The sequence below is a fragment of the Flagellimonas sp. 2504JD1-5 genome (assembly GCF_053618295.1).
The window spans coordinates 841,640-858,084 of the sequence record NZ_JBSIOU010000001.1 but is presented as its reverse complement, the minus strand read 5'-3'; the positions used below and the strand labels follow the sequence as shown (position 1 = coordinate 858,084).

16 protein-coding genes are annotated in these 16,445 nt (G+C 39.8%); 11 read left to right on the top strand and 5 right to left on the bottom strand.

All coding sequences use genetic code 11. The features are described 5' to 3' along the window. Positions 1–55: 55 nt before the first annotated feature. The 3 genes from ACULLG_RS03915 to ACULLG_RS03905 all read left to right on the top strand — a co-directional run bounded on the left by ACULLG_RS03915 (position 56) and on the right by ACULLG_RS03905 (position 4,132). Complete coding sequence (locus ACULLG_RS03915; protein ID WP_452125457.1) at positions 56–2,281, top strand: DUF5916 domain-containing protein; 2,226 nt, start codon at positions 56–58, stop codon at positions 2,279–2,281. A gap of 11 nt (positions 2,282–2,292) precedes the next feature. Beyond that, positions 2,293–2,757, top strand: coding sequence for a nuclear transport factor 2 family protein (locus tag ACULLG_RS03910; protein WP_452125456.1), 465 nt, complete (start codon positions 2,293–2,295; stop codon positions 2,755–2,757). Between the two features lie 88 nt (positions 2,758–2,845). Then, on the top strand, positions 2,846–4,132 hold the full coding sequence (locus ACULLG_RS03905) for an SMP-30/gluconolactonase/LRE family protein (protein ID WP_452125455.1): 1,287 nt from the start codon (positions 2,846–2,848) through the stop codon (positions 4,130–4,132). Positions 4,133–4,137: 5 nt separating this feature from the next. On the opposite strand, the gene ACULLG_RS03900 is transcribed toward ACULLG_RS03905, so the two are convergent. From ACULLG_RS03900 to hemH, 3 genes are all read right to left on the bottom strand, one after another. Then, positions 4,138–5,235 carry a lactonase family protein gene (locus tag ACULLG_RS03900; RefSeq protein WP_452125454.1) on the bottom strand — a complete coding sequence of 366 codons (1,098 nt, stop codon included), beginning with the start codon at positions 5,233–5,235 and terminating at the stop codon, positions 4,138–4,140. 54 nt (positions 5,236–5,289) lie between these two features. Continuing rightward, positions 5,290–6,669, bottom strand: coding sequence for an MATE family efflux transporter (locus ACULLG_RS03895; RefSeq protein ID WP_452126527.1), 1,380 nt, complete (start codon positions 6,667–6,669; stop codon positions 5,290–5,292). A 123-nt stretch (positions 6,670–6,792) separates the two neighbouring features. Continuing rightward, positions 6,793–7,824: a ferrochelatase gene (gene hemH / locus ACULLG_RS03890; RefSeq protein WP_452125453.1), complete on the bottom strand. Its 1,032-nt coding sequence runs from the start codon at positions 7,822–7,824 to the stop codon at positions 6,793–6,795. Between the two features lie 133 nt (positions 7,825–7,957). Here hemH and ACULLG_RS03885 point away from each other — a divergent pair, with 133 nt between their 5' ends. Beyond that, positions 7,958–8,806 (top strand): N-acetylmuramoyl-L-alanine amidase-like domain-containing protein, encoded by an 849-nt coding sequence (locus ACULLG_RS03885; RefSeq protein WP_452125452.1) that lies wholly within the window; start codon positions 7,958–7,960, stop codon positions 8,804–8,806. On the opposite strand, the gene ACULLG_RS03880 is transcribed toward ACULLG_RS03885, so the two are convergent. Both ACULLG_RS03880 and ACULLG_RS03875 read right to left on the bottom strand, forming a co-directional pair. Further along, a complete protein-coding gene (locus tag ACULLG_RS03880) occupies positions 8,792–9,538 on the bottom strand; it encodes a ThuA domain-containing protein (RefSeq protein WP_452125451.1) in 747 nt (248 codons plus the stop codon). The genes ACULLG_RS03885 and ACULLG_RS03880 overlap by 15 nt on opposite strands. Positions 9,539–9,547: 9 nt before the next feature. Continuing rightward, the gene (locus ACULLG_RS03875) at positions 9,548–10,426 is read right to left on the bottom strand and encodes a helix-turn-helix transcriptional regulator (RefSeq protein ID WP_452125450.1); all 879 of its coding nucleotides are present in this window, start codon (positions 10,424–10,426) and stop codon (positions 9,548–9,550) included. A gap of 210 nt (positions 10,427–10,636) precedes the next feature. Between ACULLG_RS03875 and hemA the strand changes: the two genes are divergently transcribed. From hemA to hemF, 7 genes are read left to right on the top strand one after another with little or no spacing between them, the layout of a single operon-like run. Continuing rightward, a complete protein-coding gene (gene hemA / locus ACULLG_RS03870) occupies positions 10,637–11,893 on the top strand; it encodes a glutamyl-tRNA reductase (protein WP_452125449.1) in 1,257 nt (418 codons plus the stop codon). Continuing rightward, a complete protein-coding gene (gene hemC / locus ACULLG_RS03865; RefSeq protein ID WP_452125448.1) occupies positions 11,890–12,816 on the top strand; it encodes a hydroxymethylbilane synthase in 927 nt (308 codons plus the stop codon). Before hemA ends, hemC begins: the two co-directional genes overlap by 4 nt. After that, entirely contained in the window at positions 12,794–13,459 is a 666-nt protein-coding gene (locus ACULLG_RS03860; protein ID WP_452125447.1) for a uroporphyrinogen-III synthase, read from the top strand. The genes hemC and ACULLG_RS03860 overlap by 23 nt, the downstream gene beginning before the upstream one ends. Beyond that, a complete protein-coding gene (gene hemE, locus ACULLG_RS03855; RefSeq protein ID WP_452125446.1) occupies positions 13,452–14,477 on the top strand; it encodes a uroporphyrinogen decarboxylase in 1,026 nt (341 codons plus the stop codon). The genes ACULLG_RS03860 and hemE overlap by 8 nt, the downstream gene beginning before the upstream one ends. Positions 14,478–14,492: 15 nt before the next feature. Further along, positions 14,493–15,041 carry a GNAT family N-acetyltransferase gene (locus ACULLG_RS03850; RefSeq protein WP_452125445.1) on the top strand — a complete coding sequence of 183 codons (549 nt, stop codon included), beginning with the start codon at positions 14,493–14,495 and terminating at the stop codon, positions 15,039–15,041. Further along, positions 15,038–15,532, top strand: coding sequence for a DUF6973 domain-containing protein (locus ACULLG_RS03845; protein ID WP_452125444.1), 495 nt, complete (start codon positions 15,038–15,040; stop codon positions 15,530–15,532). The genes ACULLG_RS03850 and ACULLG_RS03845 overlap by 4 nt, the downstream gene beginning before the upstream one ends. Then, the gene (hemF, locus tag ACULLG_RS03840) at positions 15,529–16,431 is read left to right on the top strand and encodes an oxygen-dependent coproporphyrinogen oxidase (RefSeq protein WP_452125443.1); all 903 of its coding nucleotides are present in this window, start codon (positions 15,529–15,531) and stop codon (positions 16,429–16,431) included. Before ACULLG_RS03845 ends, hemF begins: the two co-directional genes overlap by 4 nt. The last annotated feature ends 14 nt before the right edge of the window (positions 16,432–16,445 follow it).

Here is a 16,445-nt window from a genome sequence, read left to right as displayed (position 1 = left end):
TATTTTTTATTCCGCAACCTAGCGCGATTAGTTTTGGCCCAAACTGATCATGCCAATGCGATTTCTCAATCAAATTCTATTTCTTTTGGTTCCTACGATTTTGTTTTCACAGGAATACCTGAACAGTATTGAAAGCATTCATGGGACGAAAGGGCAACTCCATCTCGATGGTTTTTTGAACGAACCACTATGGAAAGATGCCCAAAAGTTTCCATTTATGGAATGGCAACCAGATTGGGGAGTTGCTGATAGCCTAACAACACTTTTTATCACTTTTGATGATGACTATTTGTATGTAGGTTTGAATGCCAACGATCCAAATCCCGATAAGATCATTAGTCGAAACTTGGTTCGCGATGGCTGGTATGGTGACGATTATTTTGCCTTTCAGATAGACCCCAACCGTACCCGTAAAAATGCCTTTATTTTTAGCATCTACCCTTCGGGTAGCAGGTATGATGATGCTATATACAACGATAATGTTCCTTTAGGTAATGCACCATCAACTCCAGCTTATGATATGATTTGGGAAGGCAAAACCCAAATCACGGATAAAGGTTGGCAGGCCGAGTATCGCATTCCATTGTCCAACTTGCGATTTGAGATTCGCGATGGAGAAGTACTTGGTGGCATTTCAGCACAACGTACGATCAATTATGATAACAAATTGCTGGTATATCCGGAAGTTCCACAAAATATTACTGGCGCCAACGGAAAACCTTCCCTAAAAAAACCGGTTCGTTTTGTAGGACTTCAACCTAAAAAAGACCTCCAGATTACCCCATATCTTTTAGCATCCACCCAAACCCAATTTCAACTCTCCGAAGATGAAACCCAATATGAAGAAAATTCGTTTAACGAACTGGATGTAGGTTTGGACGTGCGCTATGGCATCACCCCAAGCTTGACCCTGGACCTGACTTTGAACACCGACTTTTCACAAGTGGAAATTGACGATCAAGTGGTAAATCTAGGACGTGTTTCCATTTTCTTCCCAGAACGCCGGAAGTTCTTTTTACAGCAATCGGGTCTTTTTGATTTTGATTTGGGGATTCTTTCCCAGCTTTTCTACAGCAGAACCATTGGAATAAGCAACGGACAGTTGACACCCATAATCGGTGGTGCCAAGTTAACAGGTGAGTTGGGAAATTGGGATTTGGGTTTCCTTTCATTACAGACAGAGGGATCTACCATAAATGATAATGCTTTACCCACGGAGAATTTTTCCGTTTTACGACTTAGGCGGAAGGTGTTCAACGATAGATCCTTTATTGGGTTTATGGCCACCAATCGACTTCGTGAGGATTATGTAAACACTGCCTTGGGCATGGATGGCGTCATCGATGTAGGCAAGGAGAATTTTATAATTACCTCTCTGGCCACAACGCTGGAAGGTGAAAACTATTCCAATTCGAGTTTTAACTTGATAGACAATTCCCGTTTTGCCTTTCAGTTTGCCAAACGAAAGCGGGATGGCTGGTTTTATAGAACGGCCTATGAATACTCAGGGGAAGATTTTAATCCCGGTATGGGTTTCTTGCTTCGTGAAAAACACCACAACGTTTATGTAGGGCTCAACCATGGAAAATTCAAGACGAATAAAGAAGATAACACCTTTCAATATAGAAGGTGGATGCCCATCAACTCTGACCTGTACTTTACTACAAATTTCAGTGATGTCCTCACTTGGTATAACCGAAGCCAATGGAGTGGGCGATTTTTCAACAATGATGAAATCTCAATTTTTGGACAACTCCAGTATGAATTTTTACAAAGTCCTCTGGTATTCTCAAAAGACATAACCATCCCCGAAGGGGATTATTTCTTCACTTTCTTTGGGGCATCCTACTCCAGCGGGTTTCAAAGGGCATTCAAGATTCCCATTTCTGCAGAATATGGAAGCTTTTTTGATGGTGAAAATCTACAGTTCCGTATAAGCCCGGAATGGAGCATCAACGAGCATTTTACCTTGGAAGGTTCATGGCGAATCAACTACCTTAATTTCAAAAACAGAAATATAGATGAGTGGATCAATGTACCTCAACTCCGATTGAATTGGGCTTATAATCTTCATCTTTCAGGTAGTATGACCGCCCAATACAATTCCATTCAAGATCAAGTTTTTGCCAGTGTCCGTTTGCGCTATAATTTTAAAGATGGACATAATTTGTATGTCGTCTTCAATCAAGATTACAATACAGGGGTAACCCAAATGGGAATCTCATTGCCGCGATTCAACAACCGTTTGTTCACACTAAAATATTTATATACCTTTTTCTAAATCAACACATTATGAAAAATTTAATTTTGCTTCTATTTATTTTCATGCTTTCCTTCTCGTGCAATCAACCAAAACCAGATACGGCACAAACGTCTATAATTAGTGATGAGGACCAAAAAATCTTACGTAATCTTAAGGAAGTGCAATGGCCCAAAGCCTATCGCGAACAAGACACGCTTCTACTCGATAGAATTTTGGGCGATGATTTCCAAATGATCGATGCCAGTGGCGAGTGGTCCAACAAGGCCAAAGAATTGGAATGGATCAAAGAAAATGCCATGGAAAACGATTCATTTTTTTATGAGATAAAACGTTTGGATGTGCTCCCTAATGGCACAGCACTAATCTGTGGCACCGGACATATTTTTAACGATAGCACAGAGACCATTTACCAATCCAGCAACATCTTGATTAAACGCACGGGGATTTGGAAAGCAGTCGCTTCCCATGTATCTGGGATTAAGAATTTAGATTGATTATGGGCACGCTCCAATTTTTAGTTTAACATAATTTTTGAAATGACCGGACTATTTATCACTTAAATTGGAGTGTCCAATCAACCTTATGAGAACATTTTTTTGGCTATTCATTTTCATTTCTTCTGCGCTAAACGCACAATCTGTTCCTTTGGATTTTGAAAAAGACCTGATCCCGGAAGGTATTGCGGTTCACCTACCATCCAAAAAAGTGTACATCAACAGCCTTGTGCATAACAAAATTGTGCGCTGTAATCTTGATGGTTCCAATCCCGAGGATTTTATTTTGAGCAATCAATACGGTTATTTGGGTGGCTTTGGTATGACCATTAAGGGCGATACGCTGTTTGCACTTGGAAACACGCTTCCCAAAGTCAATAATAAATCCATTTTATTGCTGCTGGACATCCCTTCGGGCAAATTGATAAAGTCCTATCCCCTAAATGTTCCTGATTTTATATATCTCAACGATATTGCTGTAAGTTCAGATGGAGATGTTTACATAACCGACTCCGAAAGCATTAACATCTACACCATAAACAAGTCCACGGACCAGCTGGAGGTGTTTTTCTCCAATGATGAGATCAAACACTCCAACGGAATTGCTATTTCCCCAGACGATAAGCTTCTCTTTTTCGCCTCATATGTAAGCGGAATCCGTGTTTTGGATATTGCCGCTAAAAAATTGGTCAATCAACCCAACAACCATAAGGGCATTGATGGGATGAAATTTTACGACAATAACCTGGTTACCATTGTGAACAGCCGTCGGGATGCGACCCTGAATGGTATTTATCGGTTCCATTTGGATAAAAACAACACTCAAATTATTCAGCAGGAAAAATTACAAACCTTCCCCCGCCTAACAGATATTCCAACAACCTTTGACCTACAAGGTGATACCATGTACTTTATAGTTGATTCCCAATTGGATATGTTGGATCAGCAGATTGTTGCGATTACGGATACTACAAAATTGGAAAACTATCGTCTGCTGATTTCAAACTTGGCAGGCAATGGCATAAACAATGAAAAAAGTACGGTAATCTCCAAAAGATATTGCACCGAAATCGGTCGCTTTGATTTGGTTTTTGATGATAATGAAGTGGCTGGAGCATATTATCTGAAACACAAAAACACCTTGGGGAGTGTTTGGGGAAAATTAGAAAATAAAGTTATGACAGGACGATGGCATGATCCAGACGGAGAAGGGGATATCATTATCACCTTTACAGATGATTTTTCCTTCTTTACAGCGGATTACAGAGCTGATGACGAGCCTGAAAAGTGGTACAAAGACACATGGCACGGTGCTTTAAGACCCAACAACAATACCTCTTTTGAGTTTAATGGTAAAACATATCGGTGCGAATAGTGTTTTTAATCCAAAAACTCGAGACAAACCGGACTTGACATTTTTATCTCGTTTAGGAACTCAAGCGTCCCTTTTTCAGCATCCCTTTTGTAGATGGTGATGTTATTGCTCCGTTGGTTGGCGACCAGCAGAAAATTACCTGAGGGATCTATAGCGAAGCTTCGTGGCCAATCTCCGCGAACGGATTCCCTTCCCACTAAAGTCAATTTTCCAGAATCTGAATCAACACCAAAAACCACGATGGTGTTCTCTCCTCGGTTAGATCCGTACAAAAACTTTCCATCGGCCGACAGATGCACATCAGCGCAATAGCTTTTACCTTCAAAAGCCGAATCGAGGGTGCTTTGGGTCTCAATTTCAGCATAGGTGCCGTCATCATTTTTCTGAAAAACGGTAAGGGTTGAATTCAACTCATTGATAACATAAAGGATGCCTTCCTTCCCAAAAACAAAATGCCTTGGTCCGGCTCCCTCAGCAAGATCCAGGGAAGCCTGTTCCGAAGGAACAAACACATTGTTCTCGTTTGAATATAGTTTAACAGCATCCAATCCCAAATCGGCTACCAGAAGATTATTCCCTTTAAATTTTGCCATATGGGCATGTGAGGTCTTTGTAGTATCGAGAACTTTATGATCTATAATTTGGGGATTTGATACCAGCTCTCCATTATCTCCCAACCTAAAAACAGAAACATTTCCACCTGAATAATTTGAAGCCGCCAAATAGCCATCTCCTGAAAGAGCAACATGACAAGGATGTTTTCCTGCCGTACCCATACTGTTTAAAAGCTCAAGCTGTCCATCCTTTAACTTAAATGCAGTGACACCTCCACCCAAACTGTCAAAATCAGCAGTTTCCTGAACAGCATAAATGTTTTTCTTGTCCTCAGAAATCTTGATAAATGATGGGTTGGGCAAAACAGCCGCCAAATTTTTGTTTGTTAATGCTCCCGTACTGGCATCAAAAGTAAATTTATAGATGCCTTCACTATCACCATCGGTATAGGTTCCAACAAAAAGAGTATACATTGTTTTTTTTTCAGGTTGTTCCACACAGTTTATTGCCAAAATGGCGAACAGACTACACAATAGATATTTTTTCATGGACTTTGGTACAATTATGCCTCTAAAATAAAGAATTGAATCCTTACGCAAGACTTAGTTTAATAGTTTAGTCCTGATTTCTTTGCCCAAATAAATTCCCGTGACCACAGTAGCGAGGACATCTGCAATCGGAAATGAAAGCCAAACACCCAGTTCGCCCATAAAATTTGGGAGTATTAGAATCAATGGGATAAAAAAGAATCCCTGTCTGGTCAAGGTCAACAATAAGGCTGGAATAGCTTTTCCAACAGCTTGAAAGTATGCCGCTCCAATAAGCTGTAAAGCAATAATTGGGGTGGCTGCAAACACCAATCGCATGGCCGTGGGAGCATGCTCCATTACAAAGGAATTGGTTGCCAGTTCTTCAGGTGGCAAATCTGGTCTGTTGCTCAAAAACAAGGCAGTAAAGGCATCCGGAAAAACCATCAAGACTACAAATACCAATGTAGCCACAAAGGCTGCATATTTTATTGCGGTATAGATGGATTCCTTTACCCGATCGTACTTTACAGCACCATAATTGAATCCCGCAATGGGCAAAAATCCTTGGGTGACCCCAAAAATTGGAAAAAAGGCAAACATCAACATCCTTCCAATGATAGCATAAACAGCAACCATAGCCTCTCCGTCCAAATTGAACAATATATTATTCATGAGCAGGTAGGTAATGCTGGTAACAGCTTGTCTGGCCAGCGTAACAAAACCCAGTGCGCCTATTTCCTTCAAGATGGGCATGTTCAACCCAAAATGCGGAAACCCAATTTTTAATTCTGAATTTTTGGAAAGGAAAAAATATAGGATATACCCAAAACACAACAAATATCCGGCCGTGGTTGCCCAAGCAGCTCCGTGCATTCCCCAATCAAAAACATAGATGAAGAGGTAATCCAAAAACAGGTTTCCCACGGATGGGATAATCATGGCTACCATGGCGAACTTTGGCTTTCCCTCTGCCCTAATCACCGTGTTGCCCATCATACAGAGCGCCAAAAATGGAACCCCATATAGAATGATGGTATAGTAGATCTTGGCCGGGTCAAAAATTGCACCCTTACCCCCAAAAGCAGGAATTAGACCATCAACAAAGTAAAGCCCCAATACCACCATAGCGGTGGTTATGGTAAACGTGAGGGTTATTTGATTTCCAAAAGTTTTTAGGGCTTTTTCCTTATCTCCTGAACCCAATGTGCGGGAAACAATACTCGATCCCCCAATTCCAATAGCCATTCCCAAAGCAGCTATAAAAAAAGAAACGGGAAGTACTACGTTAATGGCCGCAATAGCGATGGAACCAATCCAGTTTCCCACAAAAATGGAATCGACCAGAACGTTCAGTGACATGACCAAAATACCAATGGATGCAGGTACGGCTTGCTTGATCAGCAATTTACCGATTGGCTCAACTCCTAATTGATCTGAAGATACTTTTGCCACAGATTTTACGACATGATATTGCATCTGTCATATCGAGCGCAGTCGAGATATTGGCAGAATATATTACTATTAATAGGTCTCGTCCTTCGACAGGCTCAGGATGTCGCTCGACCTAACATTTTTTTACACTGGCAACGTTTCCTTGAATTGCCACTCGTTAACCCATTTGGCCATCAAGGAAACCCAAGCATCATTGTCATTAAGGCAAGGAATATGGATGTAGTACTCACCGCCTGCTTCCTTAAATTGTTCTTTACCTTCCATGGCAATTTCCTCCAAAGTCTCCAAGCAATCACTAACAAATGCAGGGGTAATCACTACCAATCTTTTCTTCCCTTCTTTGGCCAATCGTTCAAACTCAAAATCAGTAAATGGTTTTAACCATGGGTCATTGGGCAATCTGGATTGAAAAGAAATACTGGTTTTGTCTTCTGGTAATCCTAAAAATGCTTTTACCTTTTCGGTGGTATTAAAACATTGATGTCTATAACAGGTATGATGGGCCACAGAATTGGTCGTGCAACAACTATTGTCAATTTTACAATGAAACTTTGTCGGGTCCGACTTACGTATGTGCCTTTCAGGAATTCCGTGATAGGAAAATAGAATATGATCGTATTCAAAATCTTTTAATCCCTCTGCAATACTTTCAGATAGCACTTTTATATAATCTGAATTGCCGTAAAAAGCCGGTAAGGTTGTTAAGTGCATTTCAGGAAAATGTGCTGCCTGTTCTTCCATGGTTTTTACCACAACGGTCTCAAAAGAGCTCATGGCATATTGTGGATATAAGGGTACCAGCAATACTTCATCTACGCCCTTGTCCTTAAGTTCTTGAAGTGCTTTTTTTATGGTCATGGAGCCGTAACGCATACCGAGTGCCACTGGCATATCGGTCTGTTTGCTCACCTTTTCCGCAAACCGTTCTGAAATTACAATTAGCGGTGAGCCTTCATCCCACCATATTTTTGAATATGCTTCAGCCGATTTTTTTGGTCTGGTTTGAAGGATAATCCCTCTTACAATGATGTTTCGGAGCCATTTTGGGGTGTCAATTACCCGTTCATCCATCAAGAATTCATCCAAATATGGTTTTACATCTTTTGCTGTTGGACTGTCCGGGGAACCTAAATTGACCAATAATACTCCTTTCATAGCACTGAGGATAGTTTTGTTATTAGAGGCGATAAAAATACTACTTGAAGCTGATTTAACATTTGTTTCTCCTAATTTGTTTCTTTATAATTCCATAGATAATCCTAATTTCGAAGGACAAACCAATACGCTCATGCTTCCTAGGATACTTTTTTGTTTTTTTCTAGTGTTTTCTGTTAAAGGCGAGGCACAAATCACCTATGCTCCCAAAGATTCTTCCCTTTTCATTTCTAAAATGAAAGAGTTACGACAAGTTGAAGGTAAAGATCTGGGAGATAGTTTAGTATTTGTAGGAAAGTCCTTTTTGGATATTCCCTATGTTGAAAAAACCTTGGAAGTGGGTGATACCGAAACCTTGGTTGTTAACCTAGGAGGGTTGGATTGTACCACTTTTGTAGAGAATGTTCTGGCATTTGGCCTCATGCTCGAAAAAGAACAATCTGATTTTACAGATTTTGCTAAAAATCTGGAAACCATTCGGTATAGAAATGGCATTTTGGACGGATATCCTTCTCGATTGCACTACTTTACAGATTGGATTCGAAATAATGAACAAAAAGGATTGGTAAGGGATATTACCTCAGAACTAGGTGGCAGGGAACATAAAAAACCCATTAATTTTATGGGTACGCATCGCGATTTATACCCCTTTTTGGAGCAGGACAAAAACTATAACGCCATTCTAAAAGCAGAGGCTGAATTGGCCAAAGAAAGTCTTTGCTTTTTGGCGCAGGATGAAATCCAAAGCAATGAACATTTAATCCAATCGGGTGATATCATAGCATTGGCCACTTCCATAAAAGGATTGGATGTTACGCACACAGGAATCGCCATTCGTGAAGCCGATGGAAGAATCCATCTGTTACATGCATCCATTTCCGGTTCGGTACAAATTACCAAAGAACCTCTGGTGGATTACCTCAAAAAAATAAAAAGCAATATTGGGATTATTGTGGCAAGACCAACCTTACTTTCTCCTTAGACACCATTCAATGGCGCCAAGCAAATGTTGTATAAAATCGGCGTCATCGTAAGCGGCTTCTGTATGACCCAATCCTGTATAAAAAGCTCTACCCCCATCAAACTCGTGATACCAAGCTATAGGGTGATTATCCCCATTCGTCCCACCTTTGTAGCTGGACTCGTCTAATTTCATGAGCACATTAACCTTAGGGTTAAGGTTTTTAAAGTTGTACCATTCATCAAAATGAAGCCATTCATTTTTTAAATGAACTGTTGAAGGATGGGTTCTGTCCACCACACTAATTTTGGCCTGCTGTTGTTCAGGGTGACTTTCAAAATATCCTCCCACCAATTTACCATACCAAGGCCAATCATATTCTGTATCTGCCGCCGCATGGATTCCCAAAAAACTTCCCCCATTTTTGATGTAGCCTTCAAGTGCTCTCTGTTGTTGGTCATTGAGAACATCCATTGTAGTGCTCAAAAAAATCACCAGTTTGAAATTTTTCAAATTTTGGGAATTAAAATCTTCTGCTGATTCACTTTGCAAGGCAATAAAACCATTGGTTCTACCTAATTGTCGCAGTGTTCGGGCTCCTTTTTCAATGGATTTGTGCCGGTATCCCTCGGTTTTGGTAAAGACCAACACCAAATCGGGCATTTTTGCTCCTTCCTGAATATTGATTGGTTCTTGGGCATTGGCAATCAGAGCAAAACAAAAAGTAATCAGTAAAAATTTTATTGAGCGCATGGTTTGATATTAAGCGCTTGAAGTTAAATATTTTTTAGGTGTTGTCCCATATTTCTTTTTAAAAGAAGCGATAAAGTGGCTTGCCGTGCTATACCCAACTTTTAGGCCCACCTCGTTCACATTATGGTTTCCCGTTTCTAACATTTTGCGTGCATATTCCATTTTGTAATCAAATAAAAAACCATAGACCGAGTCCCCATAAATTTGTTTGAATCCTTCTTTTAATTTCTTCAAACTCAATCCAATTTCTTGCGACAGTTCGGCTAAAGTGGGAGGTTCGGACATACGGGAAATCATAATTTCCTTAGCCATTCTGATTCGTCTTACGTTATCTTCATCTGCCAAAAAAGGGCATTGTTCCAAATCGGCATCTGGCGTTTTGTTGAAATACAATGAAATCAGTTCATATATTTTCCCTCTTAAATAAAGTTCTTTGATGGAAGGATGTAAACTATAGTTCATTACCTGACTAAGCACCACAGCAATTGTAGGGGTCACTACTTCTTGGGAATAGTATTTTTTTTCCTTGTTCTCATCACTCAAAAATGGAATGTAATCAGCTTCCGAAGAGAAAAGGGAATGAAATTTTCGGATGGTCATAATCACCGACAGCACCCATGAATTTGGTGAAACCTGAAGATTAAGGGGCAAGTCTTTTTGTGTGTTATAAAGTAACAATGAGTTCTCCTCAGTAACTTCAAGCTGGTAATTGCCTTGATTAAATTGAAACTGCCCCCTTCCTTTCAAACAAAAATGAAACTGGATAAAACTGCTGTCAATTTCCCGTTCCACAAGGGCGGATTCTTCGCTATCGTTCTGAATTTTAAGTACATAAAACCCATCTTCGATTAAAATTTCCTCATAGGAACCTTTGGCGACATTTTTCATACAATTTGTTAATCAAAAGAATTGATATTTTCTATTTATAACGATTCTAAATTAGTTGTTGTCTTATCAAAAGTATCAATAAATGCAATGTTTTTGAAACTTTTTGGCCAAAAACCCATCTAAAGACATAGGAACTGTTATTTATTGTTCCTCTAGCGTTATTTTTTATGTAATGATGCCTTTATTTTTGTCATCGATTTTAAATCCTTTATGAGGAGTTATAATATTTCAAAACATAGTTCTTTTTATGCCGTTGGCCTCAGTTATAAAAAAGCTGATGCTGAAGTTCGGGGAAAATTCAGTTTGGATGTTCCTGCCATAGATAGAATCATAATTCAAGCTAAAGAGCAGGGCATTGATGGTCTTTTGGCCATTTCTACTTGCAACCGTACCGAACTTTATGGTTTTGCCCAGCACCCCTTCCAGTTGATAAAAATGCTCTGCGATGAAACCCAGGGCAGTGTTGAAGAATTTCAAGAGGTGGCTTACGTCTATAAAAACCATGACGCCATTTCCCATATGTTTAAGGTAGGTACTGGCCTTGACAGTCAAATTCTAGGGGATTTTGAAATCATTAGTCAGATAAAACAAGGATTTTACCGCGCTAAAAAGCATGAAATGGCGAATCCGTTTTTAGAACGCCTTTGCAATTCGGTAATCCAAGCCAGTAAGCGTATCAAAAATGAAACGGAATTGTCAACAGGTGCTACCTCGGTTGCATTTGCTTCGGTAAAATATATTTTGGACAACGTTTCAAACATTTCTGAAAAGAACATTTTGCTTTTTGGAACAGGAAAAATTGGGAGGAACACTTGTGAGAATCTAGTGAAGCATTCCAACAACTCCCACATAACGCTTATCAACAGAACCCGAGAAAAAGCTGAGGATGTCGCAGGTAAATTTCACCTTACCGTTAAGGACTATGGCGATCTTCAAACGGAGATTCGAAAAACGGATATTCTTGTCGTGGCTACAGGCGCACAATTGCCTACAATTTCTAAAGCACTGATCTATTCCAAAAAATCGTTATTGATCTTGGATCTTTCCGTTCCCAAAAATGTATCGGATGATGTAATGGAACTGGACAATGTTTCTCTGGTTCACCTAGATCAACTTTCTCGAATTACAGACGATACGTTGGCCAAACGGAAAGAGTTTGTCCCTAAGGCCGAAGCTATTATTGAGCAGGTAAAGAAGGATTTTCTAAAATGGTTGGAGACTCGAAAATTTGCTCCGGTCATTAAGGCTCTTAAAAAGAAGCTTAAAACCATGAAAGCCGAGGAAATTGATTTTCAGTCTAAAAAAATATCCGATTTTAACGAAGACCAAGCCGAGGTAATTTCGGAGCGCATTATTCAAAAAATCACCAAGCAATTTGCAAACCATTTAAAGAGTTCAGAGGTCGATACAGAAGATAGTTTGGCACTTATCCAAAAAGTGTTTCAATTAGAAATCGATTCTCAATGAGCAAAATCTTAAGAATCGGTACCCGCGATAGCGAATTGGCATTGTGGCAGGCACATACGGTGCAGCACAAATTGGAGGAATTGGGTTATGACACCACTTTGATTCCCATAAAATCTACTGGAGATCAAATCCTGGACAAACCGCTTTACGAGCTTGGTATTACCGGAATCTTTACCAAAACCTTGGATGTTGCCTTGCTCAAAGGGCAAATTGATATCGCTGTGCATTCCATGAAAGATGTTCCCACACAACTGCCAAAGGGCATTGTTCAGGTTGCAGTTTTGGAACGGGCCATTACCCACGATATTCTTGTGCATAAAGGGTTGGATTTTCTAGAATCGGAAGAACCTTCAACGATTGCTACGGGAAGCTTGCGCCGAAAAGCCCAGTGGTTGCATAAATATCCTCATCACCAAGTGGTAGATTTAAGGGGGAACGTAAATACTCGTCTTTTAAAGCTTATTGAAAACGATTGGAGCGGAGCCATTTTTGCCCAAGCTGGATTACAGCGGATAAAGTTACTTCCAAAGGATGCTTTAGTGCTCGACTGGATGGTCCCAGCGCCCGCACAAGGCGCCATGGTTGTTGTTGCTCAAGAAAGTGATGATTTTTCAAAAAAGGCATTGCAAAAACTGAATCATTCTGATTCTGAAACTGCCACGGGTATTGAGCGGGAATTTTTAAGAACCCTTGAAGGCGGTTGTACCGCTCCCATTGGGGCCTTAGCTCAAATTAAAGACCAAAAGGTTTATTTTGAAGGGGTCCTTTTTTCATTGGATGGGAAAGAAAAAATCAGTATTGAAAAGAATATTCCACTATCCAAAGCCAAAGGTTTTGGACAAGCTTGTGCCAAAGAAGTCTTGGAAAAAGGTGGAGATAAATTGATGGAAGCCCTACGAAATGAAAACAGTGCTCTCCACTAAAATACTCACCCCTTCCCAAAAAGAATTATTACTGAATTCTGGAATTGGTTTTGTGGAGTACAATGCTCTTGAATTTGAATTTTTGGATGTTGAAATTCCAACGGATTGTTCAAATCTCATTTTCACCAGCAAAAATGCTGTAAAGGCATTTCTTAAACTATCTGATGAACCCAACTTTTCGAATTATCATGCTTATTGCGTTGGAGAAAAGACGAAATCCTTTTTGGAAGAAAATGGCTTAAACGTAGTTAAAATGGCCCAAAACGCATCAGAATTAGGTGATTTTATCGCAAAAAACCACAAAAACACAAATTTTTTGTTTTTATCCGGAAACCAAAGAAGATCAGAGTTACCGGAATTATTAGAAAAAAATAACATTCGGTATAAAGAGGTTCAAATCTATAACACCCATCTAAGACCCAAAAAATTTAATAGGATTTTTGATGGAGTTCTTTTCTTCAGTCCAAGTGGAATACGAAGCTATTTTCAAGAAAATGAAATTGGACAAAGCTGGGCCTTTTGCATTGGGCCGACCACAGCATCAGAAGCCAAAAAACATACCGATCAAATTATAATAGCTAACAAGCCAACCGTGGAAAACGTGTTGGTGCAAGTCATAAAACATTTTAAACAACATGATTAAAAACGACTTATTTCTTAGAGCATTAAAAGGTGAAACTGTGGACAGACCACCGGTATGGATGATGCGTCAAGCTGGGCGTTATCTTCCAGAATTTATGGCGCTAAAAGAAAAATACGATTTCTTTACCCGTTGTCAAACCCCAGAGTTGGCTTCAGAAATAACGGTCCAGCCCATTCGCAGGTATGGAATGGACGCTGCCATTTTGTTCAGCGATATTTTGGTGATTCCCCAAGCAATGGACATTGAAGTGGAAATGAAGCCAAACTTTGGGCCTTATTTGCCAAATCCAATTCGTTCTGCCAAAGATTTGGAAAAAGTTGTTGTTCCTGATATTAAAGACTCTTTGGGTTATGTTTTGGATGCGATTACCCAAACCAAGGAAAAACTGGAGGATGAAATTCCGTTAATCGGATTTGCCGGATCTCCATGGACCATTTTATGTTACTGTGTGGAAGGTCAGGGAAGCAAAAGTTTCGATAAGGCCAGAGGGTTCTGTTTTACCCAACCTGAGGCTGCACATCAGTTACTCCAAAAAATAACGGATACGACCATTGCCTATTTAAAAGCGAAGGTAAAGGCGGGCGTCAATGCCGTTCAGGTGTTTGATTCTTGGGGAGGAATGCTGTCCCCAACTGACTACCAAGAGTTTTCCTGGAAATACATTCAACAAATTGTTGATGCCCTAAAAGATGAAACTCAAGTAATTGTGTTCGGAAAGGGTTGCTGGTTCGCCCTTGGAGAAATGGCCAAATCCGGAGCTTCTGCCGTGGGCGTAGATTGGACATGCTCTCCAAAAAATGCGCGCTATTTAACGGGCGGAAACATTACTTTGCAAGGAAATTTTGACCCCGCAAGACTGCTCTCACCTCCTTCAGAAATCAAACGAATGGTCACCCAAATGATTCGTGAGTTTGGAAAGGATAAATACGTGGTGAACCTAGGACATGGAATTCTTCCACACATTCCTTTGGAGAATGCAAAAGTATTTATTGATGCAGTAAAAGAATACACAGAATAGATTTTAAAGGTTTTGATGCAAATCGAATTTGAAAACTACAGCATAGGTCCTATTCAAGAAAAAGATGCTTGGCGCTTGTGCGACTTTGTGGTTTCCAATGAAGATAGGCTCAAAGATTATTTTCCAAAAACGGTACAGCAAAATCTTAATCCAACATTGGCGCAATTCTTTGTTGCCAAAAAAGTCAAGGAATTTATAGCCAAGGAAGAATTCCTTTTTACCATAAAGGAAAACACAAACAGAACTATTATCGGTCTGATTTTTCTAAAAGAATTAGATAAGGAGCAAAACAAAGGTGAATTGGTCTATTGCATTGGTTATCAGCATGAGGGAAAAGGAATAATGAAGGCCAGTATTAAAAATCTGGTTCCTTGGTGTTTTGATAGCGCCAAATTAGAAACCCTTCAAATCATTGTGCATAACAGTAATTTGTCGAGCATAAGGATTGCAGAGCATAATGGATTTCAATGGAAGCAAACTTTGTTGAAGGAGCACACTACCGGCAATGGTGAAATTTTGGATATGGAATTGTACGAACTCCAAAATCCAGCCTTGCAATCATGAATGTGCTAAAAACACTCAAAAGGATTAGTTTAAAAAGTTTTTGGACTTTAGCAAAGCTATGTTTAAGGTTTCCGTTTTTTATTTTTCCAACCTTATCTGCCACCAGGCAATGTATGTCAACCTCAACTGAAATTTATGGTCGATTACATTACAAAAATGGGCCTGCCAATGCATTTAGACATGCTTTTTGGAACTATCTGATTGCAAAAAAGTGTTTCCGTTGGCGAAATAATATGGAAGCCGTTTTGGTGTGGGCCAAGAAAATTACGGATTGGCATGAAAATGCATTTCCGAATCGGGAATTGGCCAAAAAGATGGATTTGCATAACAATGAAGTTGGACGTTTTCTTTTTAAGAAACACTTTTCAAAGTTAGAAAGTCAAGTGATTGATCTTTTAAGGGAAATGACCTCAAACGCCATTAAAATAGACATTGAAACAGATTTTACTTTAGTAAAAAACCAATTGGTTTATATAATTGACGAGGAATGAAAGACAAGTTTTACGATTACATACAACAGCTCCAAGATACCATAACAAGCAAACTGGAAGAAGTAGATGGAGTGGCCAAATTTCAGCAGGATTTATGGAAAAGGCCGGAAGGCGGCGGTGGAAGAACCCGGGTTATAGAAAACGGAGCGGTCTTTGAAAAAGGCGGGGTCAATATTTCGGCGGTTCATGGAGCACTTCCACAGAGCATGCAAAACTATTTTGGAGTAAAAGATGCTGATTTCTTTGCCTGTGGACTTAGTTTGGTGATTCATCCTAAAAGTCCGATGGTTCCGACAGTTCATGCCAATTGGCGTTATTTTGAAATGTATGACAAGCAGGGAAACATTGTTGATCAATGGTTTGGCGGCGGTCAGGATTTAACGCCCTACTATCTTTTTGAAGAAGATGCAAAGCATTTTCACTCCATTTGTAAAAAGGCATGCGATGCCCATAATCCAGAATTTTATCCCAATTACAAAAAACGCTGCGATGCGTATTTCTGGAATTCCCATAGAAATGAGGCCAGAGGTGTAGGTGGACTTTTCTTTGATTATTGCAAAGCAACCGATTCAACCTCCATGGAAGATTGGTACAACTTCGTTACGGAGGTCGGGAATAGCTTTTTGGAAGCTTATGTACCAATCGTTCTAAAAAGAAGAGAGCTGCCCTACTCCCAAGAACAAAGGGATTGGCAAGAAATTAGACGTGGAAGGTATGTCGAATTCAATCTCGTACACGATAAAGGAACTTTATTCGGATTAAAGACCAATGGACGCATTGAAAGTATATTAATGAGCCTTCCTCCCCATGTGCAATGGAGGTATGATCATCATCCCGAAAAAGGAAGTGATGAGGAAAAACTTATTCGAGTATTACAAGATCCCGTGCATTGGGTTTAATCCGTAGTTTTGTT

Bases quoted from the DNA above. Each gene is read 5' to 3' on its own strand.
- ACULLG_RS03915 (WP_452125457.1), top strand. From the start codon at position 56: ATGCGATTTCTCAATCAAATTCTATTTCTTTTGGTTCCTACGATTTTG.
- ACULLG_RS03910 (WP_452125456.1), top strand. From the start codon at position 2,293: ATGAAAAATTTAATTTTGCTTCTATTTATTTTCATGCTTTCCTTCTCG.
- ACULLG_RS03905 (WP_452125455.1), top strand. From the start codon at position 2,846: ATGAGAACATTTTTTTGGCTATTCATTTTCATTTCTTCTGCGCTAAAC.
- ACULLG_RS03900 (WP_452125454.1), bottom strand. From the start codon at position 5,235: ATGAAAAAATATCTATTGTGTAGTCTGTTCGCCATTTTGGCAATAAAC.
- hemH (WP_452125453.1), bottom strand. From the start codon at position 7,824: ATGAAAGGAGTATTATTGGTCAATTTAGGTTCCCCGGACAGTCCAACA.
- ACULLG_RS03885 (WP_452125452.1), top strand. From the start codon at position 7,958: ATGCTTCCTAGGATACTTTTTTGTTTTTTTCTAGTGTTTTCTGTTAAA.
- ACULLG_RS03880 (WP_452125451.1), bottom strand. From the start codon at position 9,538: ATGCGCTCAATAAAATTTTTACTGATTACTTTTTGTTTTGCTCTGATT.
- ACULLG_RS03875 (WP_452125450.1), bottom strand. From the start codon at position 10,426: ATGAAAAATGTCGCCAAAGGTTCCTATGAGGAAATTTTAATCGAAGAT.
- hemA (WP_452125449.1), top strand. From the start codon at position 10,637: ATGAGGAGTTATAATATTTCAAAACATAGTTCTTTTTATGCCGTTGGC.
- hemC (WP_452125448.1), top strand. From the start codon at position 11,890: ATGAGCAAAATCTTAAGAATCGGTACCCGCGATAGCGAATTGGCATTG.
- ACULLG_RS03860 (WP_452125447.1), top strand. From the start codon at position 12,794: ATGAAAACAGTGCTCTCCACTAAAATACTCACCCCTTCCCAAAAAGAA.
- hemE (WP_452125446.1), top strand. From the start codon at position 13,452: ATGATTAAAAACGACTTATTTCTTAGAGCATTAAAAGGTGAAACTGTG.
- ACULLG_RS03850 (WP_452125445.1), top strand. From the start codon at position 14,493: ATGCAAATCGAATTTGAAAACTACAGCATAGGTCCTATTCAAGAAAAA.
- ACULLG_RS03845 (WP_452125444.1), top strand. From the start codon at position 15,038: ATGAATGTGCTAAAAACACTCAAAAGGATTAGTTTAAAAAGTTTTTGG.
- hemF (WP_452125443.1), top strand. From the start codon at position 15,529: ATGAAAGACAAGTTTTACGATTACATACAACAGCTCCAAGATACCATA.